At 44.6% G+C, this 12,686-nt stretch carries 10 protein-coding genes; 8 read left to right on the top strand and 2 right to left on the bottom strand.

Going from position 1 to position 12,686, the window contains the following annotated elements:
* Positions 1-42 precede the first annotated feature (42 nt).
* A complete protein-coding gene (locus LEP1GSC050_RS19465) occupies positions 43-2,007 on the top strand; it encodes a TRAP transporter large permease subunit (RefSeq protein ID WP_010570026.1) in 1,965 nt (654 codons plus the stop codon).
* A 125-nt stretch (positions 2,008-2,132) separates the two neighbouring features.
* Here the strand turns inward: LEP1GSC050_RS19465 and LEP1GSC050_RS19460 are convergent, their stop codons facing one another.
* Positions 2,133-4,478 (bottom strand): inorganic phosphate transporter, encoded by a 2,346-nt coding sequence (locus LEP1GSC050_RS19460; RefSeq protein WP_010570025.1) that lies wholly within the window; start codon positions 4,476-4,478, stop codon positions 2,133-2,135.
* Between the two features lie 296 nt (positions 4,479-4,774).
* Here LEP1GSC050_RS19460 and LEP1GSC050_RS19455 point away from each other — a divergent pair, with 296 nt between their 5' ends.
* The 7 genes from LEP1GSC050_RS19455 (at position 4,775) to pgsW (ending at position 11,705) form a co-directional block, all read left to right on the top strand.
* Positions 4,775-5,137, top strand: a complete 363-nt coding sequence (locus tag LEP1GSC050_RS19455) for an RNA recognition motif domain-containing protein (protein WP_010570024.1) — start codon at positions 4,775-4,777, stop codon at positions 5,135-5,137.
* Complete coding sequence (locus LEP1GSC050_RS19450) at positions 5,134-5,550, top strand: FKBP-type peptidyl-prolyl cis-trans isomerase (protein ID WP_010570023.1); 417 nt, start codon at positions 5,134-5,136, stop codon at positions 5,548-5,550. The genes LEP1GSC050_RS19455 and LEP1GSC050_RS19450 overlap by 4 nt, the downstream gene beginning before the upstream one ends.
* A gap of 141 nt (positions 5,551-5,691) precedes the next feature.
* On the top strand, positions 5,692-7,215 hold the full coding sequence (locus LEP1GSC050_RS19445) for a PAS domain-containing sensor histidine kinase (protein ID WP_010570022.1): 1,524 nt from the start codon (positions 5,692-5,694) through the stop codon (positions 7,213-7,215).
* Positions 7,216-7,253: 38 nt separating this feature from the next.
* Positions 7,254-8,864, top strand: a complete 1,611-nt coding sequence (locus LEP1GSC050_RS19440) for a SpoIIE family protein phosphatase (RefSeq protein WP_010570021.1) — start codon at positions 7,254-7,256, stop codon at positions 8,862-8,864.
* Positions 8,865-8,908: 44 nt separating this feature from the next.
* Positions 8,909-10,111: a poly-gamma-glutamate synthase PgsB gene (gene pgsB, locus LEP1GSC050_RS19435; protein ID WP_010570020.1), complete on the top strand. Its 1,203-nt coding sequence runs from the start codon at positions 8,909-8,911 to the stop codon at positions 10,109-10,111.
* A complete protein-coding gene (pgsC, locus tag LEP1GSC050_RS19430) occupies positions 10,111-10,590 on the top strand; it encodes a poly-gamma-glutamate biosynthesis protein PgsC (RefSeq protein ID WP_010570019.1) in 480 nt (159 codons plus the stop codon). The genes pgsB and pgsC overlap by 1 nt, the downstream gene beginning before the upstream one ends.
* Positions 10,587-11,705 carry a poly-gamma-glutamate system protein gene (pgsW, locus tag LEP1GSC050_RS19425; protein ID WP_010570018.1) on the top strand — a complete coding sequence of 373 codons (1,119 nt, stop codon included), beginning with the start codon at positions 10,587-10,589 and terminating at the stop codon, positions 11,703-11,705. The genes pgsC and pgsW overlap by 4 nt, the downstream gene beginning before the upstream one ends.
* Here the strand turns inward: pgsW and LEP1GSC050_RS19420 are convergent.
* The gene (locus LEP1GSC050_RS19420) at positions 11,702-12,685 is read right to left on the bottom strand and encodes an alpha/beta fold hydrolase (protein ID WP_010570017.1); all 984 of its coding nucleotides are present in this window, start codon (positions 12,683-12,685) and stop codon (positions 11,702-11,704) included. The two genes, pgsW and LEP1GSC050_RS19420, sit on opposite strands and share 4 nt — an antisense overlap.
* Position 12,686 lies beyond the last annotated feature (1 nt).

Raw genomic sequence — 12,686 nt, 5'->3', positions numbered from 1 at the left:
CCGTGATTTATTCTCAGCCGCAAAATCCAGAGGATAGAGTTTATGTGGAGAAAGATCGTTTCCTGGTCTGTATTGTTTTTCCTTTTTGTACCTTTGATTCAAAGTGGAGCACAGCTTGTTCAAGCGAGATTGCTTGGGTTAGGAGGAAGTATTTGGCCGGAATACGCAATGATCCGCAACGTTTGCGTTTCCGGTCTGGGCAGCGCCGGAGATAAAAGGGCCGAAGTCAGCGAATCCGATTCTGCATTGTTGGAAGAATTGGATCTCGGTTCCTCGGGAGAGGCTCCGGTTAAAACCGGACCTACGGAAACTCAGCTAGAGTTAGTCAAGCTAGCGGCAAATCTAACCTGGACTCAGGCTCTTTATTGCGGAGTGGAACGCAGACTTTCTTGGATTACGATTTTTGCAACCGATTACATTCCGATGACCATGGTGGTTTTACTTCTGGTCGCAGGAACCGTCTCCACGACCAGGCGATACCATATCGCCCTTCGGAATCCGGAAAATTCTAGGGAAGAAATCGTAACGGAGATCAGTCAGATCGTTGCGAATTTAATCGTTTTGGTTTCCGCAGCGTTTATGCTTCCTTTGCAGAAGGGAGTCGAAGCTCAGATCCAGGTTTTGTGGATCGTGGGTCTTGCTTTCCTTTCTTATTTAAATCTTCATAATTTGTTTCATCCGGTTTTTAAGTCGGGCGAGGGAAGACAGAATTCGAATCTGACGAATATTCTACTGTGTATTCCTTTGTACTGTTGGATGGCTTTTGTTTGCGGATTGTATTTCTTCCTGCTGGAACATCATCCTCCTGGTTTGGCCATTTACTTACAAAAGTTAACGGCTCATGCTACCCTTTATATCCAGATCGGTTTGTATGTTTGGACGGGAATTTTATTACGAGATACTTCTCTTGGCCGTCGATTCTTCGATTTACTGAATCCGTGGCATCTGCCTTCCGAATTAATGGCGGTGATCATTGTGGTTGTCGCGGCCTTACCGACTGCATATAGCGGTGCCTCCGGAATCGTAGTTTTGGCGTTAGGGGCGACAATCTTTACCGAATTAAGGAGGGCCGGTGCGACTCAGGAACGAGCATTGGCCGCGACAGCGATGTCCGGAAGTTTGGGAGTGGTCCTTCCGCCATGTTTACTTGTAGTGATCGTTGCGTCCTTAAATCTAGACGTCACTACGGACGAGTTATTCTATTGGGGGTGGAGAGTTTTTGCAGTTTCGTCCAGCTTTTTCCTCATCGTTAGTTGGTTTACTCGTAAGGAGTCCTGGAAAATTCGCCCGGCGACCGACGCCTGGGCTCAAACTTGGAAAGCATTTAAACCGTTTAGCATCTATATGTTGGTTTCCGTATCCATCGTATTAATCATCGTTCTCGGTTTGGGAACGCATTTCGACGAGCATACTGCCCCCTATATTCTGCCTCTAGCGATGCTAGCGCTTCTATCGATCGACTATAAACTTTCCAAATCGTCTCATCCGATTACCGAGCCGGCCAGAGAGGCAGTGAAACTTTCTAGAACTTCTTACGATGCCGGATCGCATTTAGGAGCGCTTCTTCTACTAATGGGACTTTCGGCATGTATGGGCGGTGTCTTCGAACGTTCGGAAGTCGTCGATTTGTTTCCTACTCAGTTAGGTTCGCCCATATCTGCGATGATAGTCCTTACGATTGCTCTGGTGATTATCGGAATGCTTATGGATCCGTATGGAGCGGTCATTCTCGTATCGGTTACGCTATATCCAATCGCAAAGGCAAATGGGATTCATCCGTTGAATTTCTGGATGACGGCTTTGGTCTCGTTTGAATTGGGATATTTGACGCCACCGGTCGCCTTAAATCATTTGCTTACCAAACACGTAGTTAGAGACCTTCTTGTAAAAGACGAATCGTTGACCGGAAAAGGATTTATCGCAAGACATGAGCATATCATCATTCCGATCGTTGTACTCTTACTTACTCTGATAGTGACCGCATTCGGACCTATTCTTTTCGGTTAAAGAATCGCATCTCTCAAAGAAAGAGATCGTACCGATCATATTCTTTGATGAATAAAGACCAAAAACCTAGCCTTTTAATTTATGGTTAGGTTTTTGCTTTTGTATAGATTATACTTATGCGCGGGTCATTCAGCCTTTAGTTTCTTTTTCTTCCTTTTTTTGCCTTTTTCTTTCTTCTCTTCGAAGGGGAGGATTGCATGGCGTCCGTTGGAAACATTATTGGGTTTTTGTAATTGTTTTCTCATTTCTTCGGCCCAGGGCAGGACATGGTGGAGTTCTTCTGCGAGGCCCATCAGGTTTTCGTTAATATCGACTAGTTCTTCCACGACCACGAAATAAGAAGTGCTCGATTTGAGTCTACTGTCCCCCTTTCTGATCCGTCTCATTTGATTCTTATAAATACGAATTTTGATATCGGAGAGTTCTTTGACCTTCTTTTTGGATCTGGCCTTATCCAAAAGGCTAGGAATTTTATCGGAATCCACTAGGAGTTCAAATCCTTCTTCCGCAAGTTTCCGTAGATCTTTTAAATCTTCGCGTTCGTCCTTGCTGAGTCCCGAACGGAAAGAATCTATATTATTGGAGCTACTTCTTAAGATATTCGTAATATTTTCGGCAATTCGGTCGATATATCCGAGAGCGTTCGTCACGGGATGAATGGATTGGAATTCTCTTTCGTCGAAATGCTTGTTCGCCAAAGTTAAGAAGTTGGATATCGAATTCTCATACATCTTCTTGATGTTTTTAAGTAATTTTCCGGTTTGCTTAAAATCCTTCTTCTTTCCGTTTATGAAACCGGAATAAACATTATTCATCGCTTTTTTGGCGATGATTAAACTGCCCAGAATGGAAGATACGGTCTTTGCGAGGGCCTTTTCGGGATGCCGGTTGATATTGACTAGTTTTTCGATATTTTCGTCGTAAGCTGCCTTCCGTTGTCCGTGTATTCTATTGAAAAGTAAGACAAGAAAAAGAGTTCCTGCGAGTACTGCTACTACCGCGGGAAAGCCGAAGTAAAAGAAAGTGGTCGCTATCACTGCGCCCATCATGGAGGCAAAGATTGCGGTCATAAACCATCCGCCTATTACGGTCAGAACTCCACTGACACGATTGACTGCGTTTTCCTTTTGCCAAGCGCCGTCCGCTAAAGAGGTTCCCATCGCGACCATAAAGGTTACGAAGGTCGTTGATAGCGGGAGCTTTTGAATTGTTCCGATCAAGATCAATCCGGAAGCGATGAGGATATTTACCGAAGCTCGGAGTAAGTCGAACGCGTCGTTCTCATGGATCTTAACGATTTCCTTGGAAGCAGTGTTGGAGAATCTTTCGCCGATCCAGGTTCTGATTCCTTTCGGAAGAATAATTTTGATCGGTCGGTAAATTCCTAATGCAATTTGAACAAAGACTCTTGCGACAAGGCTGCTTTGAAAACTTTCGATCGTTTCACCCTGAGAACCGAGGCTCACTTCGGTTTGAGTAACAGTTTCCGCCTTCTTTGAACGGAAAAGGGAAAAGATCATTATCAATGCGGCGCCTAAAAGAAGCAGGTTAGGCGTGGGGACTTCTCCAGCCAATCCTACCGCTAAAGTATTTGTATTCCAGTTCGATAGCTTGATCAACTCATGAGTCTGGAGACTCGCAATCGGAACACCGATAAAATTCACCAAGTCATTACTCGCGAAGGCCATGGCCAAGGATGCGGTCCCCAAGAGCACGACGAATTTGAGTACATTCACGCCGGAAAATACGAGGATCTGAAAGAAGACCGAAAAGCCGATTAAGGAAGTTATAATGATTTGCCGAAAGTTATCGCCGATCCATTTTAGCAGGTCCTTGTCGATGAGCGTGGAGCCTTTCATTGCGGTCAGTAGAACAAAGAAGATTACGATTGTGGTCGCTAAACCGGCAAATAATCCTCCAAACAAACGAATCGTTTTTTCCAGTCTGAAGCTGAATATGAGCCGGAAAACGAACATCAAAAATAATCCGGCAAAAAAGGCGAAGATTACGGAAAATACGATACCGAAGATAATTTTTAATGCACTCTCCGAATTGATTATGCGAAATGCGTCGTTAACGGTTTCCGTTTTTAAAATCGCCATCGCGAGCGACGCACCCAATAATTCAAATACCAAGGAGACCGTCGTAGACGTCGGTAAGCCGAGAGTATTGTAGAGGTCCAAAAGAATAATGTCGGCTACCATTACAGCTAAGAACAGAAACATGAGCTCGCCGAGGCTGAAGTATTCGGGATGGAAAATTCCTTTTCTCGCCACTTCCATCATTCCGCTGGAACTTAAAGCTCCGAATAGAATTCCGACTGCAGAAATAATTAGAATCAATCGCCTGGAAGCCGCTCTCGCACCGACGGCGGAATTGGTAAAATTTACCGCGTCGTTCGAAACACCGACAAGAAGGTCCATGACCCCAAGGATGGCCATCACCCCTACGATGATTAGAAAAATATCCATATAATATATACCTTATCAGTCAGGGGAAACTAACCCTGAATCGCTGTTTTTTGAACTTTTTCAGGCAATCAGGCAACCTCAACCTAAATTTCCCGATCTTATAGTAAGCGTTTTGGAAATCATCTCGGACCAAGATCCCTAAACGATTAGATGTCTCTTTTTTCAGGGAAGGGAACTCGAATTCGAGTTTCGGATTCCTTCCGATTCTAGAGAATGGATTTACTAAAGCCGTTTCAGCGACCGTATAAGGGTCGGGAGCGGATTAATTCGTCGTAAAAAATGAATAAGGAGGCGGTATGAAAATTTCCGTGGGAAACCTTCCCCAGGAATGGTCTGAAGAAGACTTAAAGAAACTTTTTTCCCAATACGGGGAAGTTCAGCATGTCCTGATTAAAAAGGACAAACTGACAGGACGTTCTTTAGGCTACGGCTCTTTGGAATTGGAAGACGAAGCCGCTAAAAAGGCTTTGGAAGCTTTGAATAAAAAGGAAATCGCCGGAAAAGCCCTGGCCGTTGTGGATTCCGAAGAATGGAAGAAAGAGTTCGATAAAAAGAATTCAGTAAAAGGCGGAGCCGGTGGAACGAAAGTTCTTGGTAGCCAAACTAAAGGCGGATTCTCCGGATCCGGCATACGACGGACAGGAGGTAGAGGAAAATGATAAAAAAAGGAATCAACTCAAAAAAAACAATCTTAATCGTTACATTCATGATCTGCCTTGCAGGAGCAGGCCTGCTCTTTGCGCAAGCGCCGGGTTTGATTATAAAGGAAATCAAGAAAGGCACCGGTAAGGAAGCTTTCAACGGATCTAATGTAACCGTTCATTATACCGGCTGGCTTACCAATGGAAAGAAATTCGACAGTTCCAAAGACAGGGGAAAACCGTTTAGTTTCGATCTCGGATCCGGACAAGTAATACGAGGCTGGGATAAAGGCGTTCAAGGAATGAAAGAAGGCGGAATAAGAAAACTTACTATTCCACCCGATCTAGGATACGGAAGTAGAGGGGCAGGCGCGGATATTCCTCCCAATTCAACTTTAATCTTTGAAGTAGAACTTCTGAAGGTCTACTGACATCTTTGTGTCAAACCGGCGGATGACGGTCACATGAATCCGCCGGCCCTATTTCTTTAATTTTTATCGATTTTGTAATATTTCTTCCATAACGATCTTCGAATGTAGTAGGGGAAAATTTCCTCGAACAGGGATCGGGTAGTGAAAGAAAATTTTGATTTATTAGAATCTCCTTATAAACAACCCGACGATCTATTTGACGATTTGCCGATAGCATCCTTATTGATCGATCAAACCGGATTGATCCGATTGGCGAATCGCCAGTTCGAACTTCTATCGGGTTGCAAAAAAGAGGATGTTGAAAATCGATTTCATTGGGCCGAATTCGCTCATCCGGACGATCGCGAAAGCTTAATGGAGCAGTTTTTAAATCTTCCTAAGAAACAGAAAAGTAATTCTTCCAAACTTCGTACTAGACTGAAAACCGCAGACGATTATCGAAGCGTATGCGTCCATACCAACGATTTAAGAGGTGTGGATGGAAAAGGCGAGATTCTCGTCCAGCTTCAAGAACTAGACGAAGAGGGACTACTGAGAGACTACGATTTACCGGACCCGGATTGTCGATGGAAATCGATTCTTGTGGAAGGAATGGATTCGATTGCGGTTCTGGATCTATACGGAAACATCCTTTTTCTCAGCAAAACCATAACGGGAATCGCAACGGAGAACTATATCGGAAAAAGTGCCTATGATTTGTTTTCGCCTCACGAAAATCGTAAGTTCAAAATTTTAATGAACCGAGTCATCAAATCACGTAAACCGAATTCATGGGAACTCTGGAGTAACTTTACCGGAAAACGGCGACATTACTTCGTTAGAATCTCTCCTGTTAGCAAACAAGGTGAAGTTCATGCCATCGTTGCGCTTATCACGGATACGACTGAACAAAAGGAATCGGATTCCGATCGTCTTAAAAGAATGGAATCGGAAAGGCATCGTCAAAAATTAGAAGCGCTTGGAACGCTCGCCGCCGGGGTTGCTCACGAGATTAATAATCCGCTCACAGGAATATTAAACTATGCCGAAATCGTTAAAGACCAATTAGGAATGAACGAACCTTTACGAAAAAATCTAGACGTTATCATCCGCGAGAGTGAAAGGATTTCCGGAATCGTAAAAAGTCTATTAGGATTTGTGCATAAAGAGGAAGGGGAAAAACTTCATGTCAAGGCGGGAGATTCTCTGTATTTTTCGGTCCAGCTTCTTTTGCCTTTTCTCTTAAAGGACGGAATTTCGGTGGAAAACCTTTCTAGTCTAATCGATGTTCAGAACGAGATCCCTTACGTATTTGCCGAGCCACAAAGATTAAAGCAAGTTTTTTTGAATTTAATCACTAATGCACGAGATTCCCTCAACGAAAAATATCCGTCTGCCGATGTACGAAAGAAACTTCGTTTTTCGCAATCCATAATTTTGAAGGACGGAGTTCGTTCCGTAAAGATTACGGTGGAAGATGCCGGAACAGGAATCAAAAAGGAAAATTTAACGAGGATCTTTGATCCATTCTTTACGACTAAACCAACCTCTGTCGGAACCGGACTTGGTCTTTCAATTAGTTACGATATAGTCAAAGACTTAGGCGGAGAAATCGAGTTCGAAACGGAAGAACGGGAATATGCGCGCTTTCATGTAATCCTACCGGTTGCGGAAAAGATTTCTTGACCAACCTTAATTAAGGAAGCAACGTTAGTGTCGCGCCTATGTCCTCCGAGCCAAATAAAGATCCGACGACTTCAAAAACGGCGTTTCGTTCCGCCTCCAGAAAGGACGTAATACGTATCCTCGAACGTATCACCGATGCGTTTCTCTCCCTAGACCCGGAACTCAGAATTATTTACGCCAATTTCGAAGCGGAACGGCTTTTGGATGTAATCCGGGAAAATCTAGTCGGAAAGAGAATAGCCGAAATTTTACCTCAATTTTCTGACACATTGCTCTTTCCTACGATCATCGATTGTAAGAGGTCCGGACTGCCAAAGGATTTGGAATTATTGGATCCAACCGACGGTACCTGGTACGAGGTTCGAATTTTTCCGTCCATCGAGGACCTCGCAGTCTATTTCAGAGATGTCACGTCTAGAAAATTAGGCGAAGTCAAATTGAGGGAATCAGAGGAAAGACTTTCCGAGCTTGTTCGCACTTCCTTAGAGCCGATCCTTTCGCTTAACGCAGCAATGGAAATCGTACTCATGAATCCTGCTGCGGAAGAATTATTTTCCTATAGAAGTTGGGAAGTGATGAACCGACATATCGAATTTCTTCTTCCGGATAGGCATAAAAAATGGGGGAGCCGGGTATTAGAGAAGTTAGCGCAGATACCCGAAAAAGGAATTTTCGGTCCTTTTAGAGGAAGGAGAAAAGACGGTAGCGAACCTCTTTTGGAAGCCGCGATTTCCAGGATGAAAACTTCTTCGGGGGAAGGTTTTACTATAATCGTAAGAAATATTACCGAAAGAATTCGAACCGGCCGCAAACTCAGAAACACTGTCGAGGAATTAAGGCAGGTTGATAGAGAACGTAATCATCTTCTTCATAATCTTGAAGCTCAGGTTCGGGCTAGATCGAAAGAGCTCTCTCGATTTTACACGTCGATGAAGGAGGAGTTAAATCTCGCCAAGAGGGTACAAAATAGCCTTCTTCCTCCGATCGACGCATCCATTCCGGGAGCTTCCACGTTCGTAACTTATTTACCGGTCATGGACGTAGGTGGGGATTGGTACGACGTATTCGAAGTACGGCCCGGCGTATTAAGGATTCTTCTTGCGGATGCTACGGGACACGGGGTACAGGCTGCCTTAGTGACTATGACCATTAAAGGCGTTTACGAACCGATAAAGTATGTGGCGAATTCTCCAATGGAATTACTTGCCGGGATAAATTTCGATTATTGCAGGAATTTCAAAAGTTTACAAATGTACTTTTCCTGTTTTATCCTGGATATAGATACTCAGAAAAAAGAATTCAAATTCGCTTCGGCCGGACACCCTGCATTGTTTTGGAAATCTAAGGATAAAATCGAATTGCTGGAACGTACCGGATCTCTAGTCGGTCTTAATACCGCAATGGTTTTTACCGAGGAAGATCGTAAGTATCGGCCGGGAGATTCCATTCTGATGATTACCGACGGAATTTTCGAAGAGTTCGATTCCCATCAGAATCCGTTCGGAGAAGAACGTATCGAACTTATTTATCAGACCTCGGGTTTGAAAGGGAAATCGTTGCACGATCGACTCATAAAGGACATGAAAGCGCATCTAGGCAATAAAGACCCTCAGGACGATATAACCTTGATTTCCATTAATCTTTCGTAATATGACTTATTTGGCTCGACGTATCCGGAAGGTTATTCCCCATCGTGATTGAAACCGAAGTGTTATCCCTCCTTATAGCCGTTTTAATATTTTACGGTTGGTGGGAGTATCGCAGCCATAGACAAATTCTTAAAAAAATTCCGATTCGTATTCACGTTAACGGAACAAGAGGAAAAAGTTCGGTGACCCGATTAATCTCCGCAGGATTGAGGGAGGCCGGTATCCGAACCCTGGCAAAAACAACCGGAACGCTTCCTAGAGTCGTATTTCCCGACGGTGATGAGAAGTCGGTGTACCGTGCGGGCAGAGCGAATATACTGGAACAAACTAAGATACTGAGACTCGCAGCTCAGCAATCCGTAGAAGCCGTCGTTTTGGAATGTATGGCCTTAGATCCTCAGAATCAATGGATCTCGGAGAATAGAATCGTTCAGGCCACACATATGGTTATCACCAATATCGGAGAGGACCATCTGGAGATTATGGGACCGAAAAAGGAAGACGTAGCTCTTGCGTTAGGTGCAACAATTCCGCCCAATCGGAAATTATTCACTTCGGAAAGGGAATTTTTACACATTCTAAAAAAGATATGCCTGGACCGAGGGACCGAATTGATTGCTTCCGTTCTGAATGAAACCGAGGTCGTAACGGACGAGGATTTACGCGGGTTCTCTTATTACGAACATCGCGAAAACGTGAATTTAGCTCTCAGAGTTTGCGACTCCATCGGAGTCGATCGACAAACGGCGCTTAGGGGAATGCAGAAAGCAATTCCGGATCTAGGCGCAACTGCCGCTTATAAAATGGATTTTTTCGGTAGGCAGATCTACTTTGTAAACGGATTTGCCGCAAACGATCCCGCCTCTTCCAAACGAGTTTGGGAACTGGCAAGATTGGCTTTTCCGGAAGTCCAAAGTAAAATTGCGATCGTGAATTGCAGACCCGATCGTCCTGATCGATCTTTGCAACTCGGGACCGAGGTAGGTTCTTGGGGCGAAAATTCACCGAATGCATATCTAATCGTCGGAACCGGGACTCATATTTTTGGAAAGGGCGCCCTTGACGCAGGAGTTCCTGCTTCTAAATTGCATTTTGCCGAGGATGTTTCGGAAATGGAAATTTTTGAAATGGCACTTGCTCTAGGTAGTAAAACGACATTATTCGTAGGTATCGGAAACATCGGAGGATTGGGACTCTCTTTGGTTCGGACTTTTAAAAATCGCAGTGAACCGATAGGACTGAGATGATGGATTTATTAACATTAGCAATCGGGATCGGTTTGTTTGTCAGCCTCGCGTTTGCAGAGTTCTTCGGAATTGCGGCAGGTGGATTGGTAGTCCCCGGTTATATCGCTTTGCAATTGCATCACCCTCTGGACATTCTCGTAACGATCGGATTAGGTGCGCTTACTTTCGGACTCGGGAAACTCGTTTCCGGGGTTACGATCCTTTATGGAAAACGTAAAACCGCGTTTTTACTTCTGGCAGGATTTGTTTTGGGCGCACTGTTTCAGGAGTTTCTTCGACGTAATCATTTTACTTCGATTTCGATCGCCCCTTTACATTTTACCGATGAAGCAAAAGTCGTAGGACATATTATCCCCGGCTTGATCGCGCTTTGGATGGACCGCCAAGGAGTTTGGGAAACCGTCAGTGTACTTCTGACAGGAGCGGTCATTGTAAGATTGGCTTTGATTTTAATGCTAGGCGGGGAATTTCAGCCTTGAAGAAAATCTATTGGCGACCCACTTCCGCCTCCGTGAAAACTTATTTATTGATCGCCGGAATCTCGGTCTTTGGATTATTTTTGGTAGAAACATTTAAGATTCAGCAGAGGCAGCCGTTCTATGAACAAAAAATGGAAGCCTCTAAAACTGCGGACGAGGCGTTTACTCTTATTCGAAATATGAGAATCGAGAGGGGTCAGGTTCCCGATCCGGAATTCGATCCGGCTCGCTCGGGTTTGATCGGATCTTTTTTGACGGCTGTTACAAGCAATACCGGAATTATTACGGCTAAGCAAACTTCGGTGAATCCGAATTTTGCGGGATTGCTCGTGGATCTATTAAAGAAGGCAGGTGTAGAAGACGGAGGAACGGTTGCAGTCGGCTTATCCGGCTCCTTTCCCGCGCTGAATGTTTGTGTGTATGCCGCAGCAAAATCCTTGAATCTAAAGCTTGTCTCGATTTCCAGTTTGTCCTCCTCGCAATGGGGAGCAAACGATCCGGAATTTCTTTGGGCGGATATGGAAAGGGAGTTGTTCAAGGAGAAAATCTTTCCGTATCGATCCATAGCTTTGAGTTACGGAGGATTGGAAGATCGGGCTCTAGGTATTTCTCCTGAAGGTAAACGACTTTTGGACGAATCGGTAAGACGTAATTCCCTTCCTCTACTAACCGGAGATTCTTTTACTTCAAGCTTGGACGAGAGGATGCGACGATTTACGAACGGGGCAAAAGGTGAATCGTTTCAAGCTTATATCAATGTAGGAGGCGGGACCATTTCGGTAGGAACAAAGGCGGGTAAGCTGAGTTTTAAGCCGGGGCTTAACAAAACACTTCCGCCAGGCGCGGCAAAAATCGATTCAGTGATGACTCGATTTCTATTGGAAGATGTGCCGGTGATTCATTTGACTGAAATCGAAGAACTTGCCAAGAAATACGGATTTCCTTTGCGCCCGAAGACCAGGCCGGTCGTGGGGGAGGGAGAGATTTTTTCCAAGGAAGAATACAATCGAGGGTTTGCAGGGATCGTGCTTCTGGCAATCCTGGCCCTAGTGTATTTTTTATTTCAAACCAAGGGAAAAATTACCGCCGATATCGATTCCGGACTGCCGTTTTAGCGAATTAGGAAATTATAAATTTCTTTATCTCTTAATTTATCTTCGAGTAAAACCACTTCGTAATGGTTTTTATCCGGAACTTCCAAGACCCGAAAATCCCGCATTTCTCTCCGCATTTTTTCAATCGCACTATCGGGGAGCAATTCGTCTCCCGGTTTGAAATTCGGTTTCCCGGCTCTAACCACTAATACCGGACAAGTCATCGCGGAATAGGGAAGTCGATTATTTTCTTGTAATATTCGAAAGCTTGAAATCGGATTTTTTAAAAATCTGCGAAAAATTCCGATAGGGTGTAAGGAACCGCCCATACTTTGTAATTCGGATTCAGCCACTCGAGGAGGAAGCGAGCATTGAACGGGACCGAACGGTCCGGATTCGTCGTTAGGACCTAGATATTTGGAAAGTGTTCCGATCGGTTCGAGTTCGTATTGCAGGAAATTTCGAATATCCTCGTTCCATGAGGAGAGAATCGGCGATTTTTTCGCTTCTGCAAGATATATCTCTTTGCTAGGGACGATCCTGCCGAGCCTCGCCAAAGAAGAACGAATCATTAGAAGATTCGAAAACTTTCGCAGCGGAGATAATGCTCCGCCACCGTCGACTAATACTGCCTTTTTCAAGAACTGTGGAGCAAGCTCTGCCAATCGTAAAGTAACCCAGCAACCTAAGGAGTGGGACAATACCGCAATGCGTTTGTATCCCAAAACTCCGGCAAGATCTTTCAAATCCTGAGCGTGTATTTTTGCCGAGTATTCTCCTTCGGGTTTATCCGAATGGCCTCTCCCGCGCAAATCATAGGTGATGACTGTGATCCCTTTCTTGGAAAGGGTATGCGCGATCGGTTCAAAATTCCGTAAATTGCCGGTGAGGCCGTGAATGCAGAAAAGAGGAATCTTGTATTTTCCCGGGAATTTATCGTAAGCTAGCCGGATTCCGGAAGGAAGTAGGGCGATCTTGGGTTCCCTATGCGACTGTGACATT

It is taken from the genome of Leptospira broomii serovar Hurstbridge str. 5399, assembly GCF_000243715.2.
GTDB classification, from domain to species: Bacteria; Spirochaetota; Leptospiria; order Leptospirales; family Leptospiraceae; genus Leptospira_B; species Leptospira_B broomii.
Note: the sequence above shows the minus strand (reverse complement) of the source record. Positions and strands in the feature narration are given on the sequence as shown.

Coding starts and splice junctions, on each gene's coding strand:
- pgsC (WP_010570019.1), top strand. CDS start 10,111: ATGGATTTATTAACATTAGCAATCGGGATCGGTTTGTTTGTCAGCCTC.
- LEP1GSC050_RS19450 (WP_010570023.1), top strand. CDS start 5,134: ATGATAAAAAAAGGAATCAACTCAAAAAAAACAATCTTAATCGTTACA.
- LEP1GSC050_RS19465 (WP_010570026.1), top strand. CDS start 43: ATGTGGAGAAAGATCGTTTCCTGGTCTGTATTGTTTTTCCTTTTTGTA.
- LEP1GSC050_RS19420 (WP_010570017.1), bottom strand. CDS start 12,685: ATGTCACAGTCGCATAGGGAACCCAAGATCGCCCTACTTCCTTCCGGA.
- LEP1GSC050_RS19460 (WP_010570025.1), bottom strand. CDS start 4,478: ATGGATATTTTTCTAATCATCGTAGGGGTGATGGCCATCCTTGGGGTC.
- LEP1GSC050_RS19440 (WP_010570021.1), top strand. CDS start 7,254: ATGTCCTCCGAGCCAAATAAAGATCCGACGACTTCAAAAACGGCGTTT.
- LEP1GSC050_RS19455 (WP_010570024.1), top strand. CDS start 4,775: ATGAAAATTTCCGTGGGAAACCTTCCCCAGGAATGGTCTGAAGAAGAC.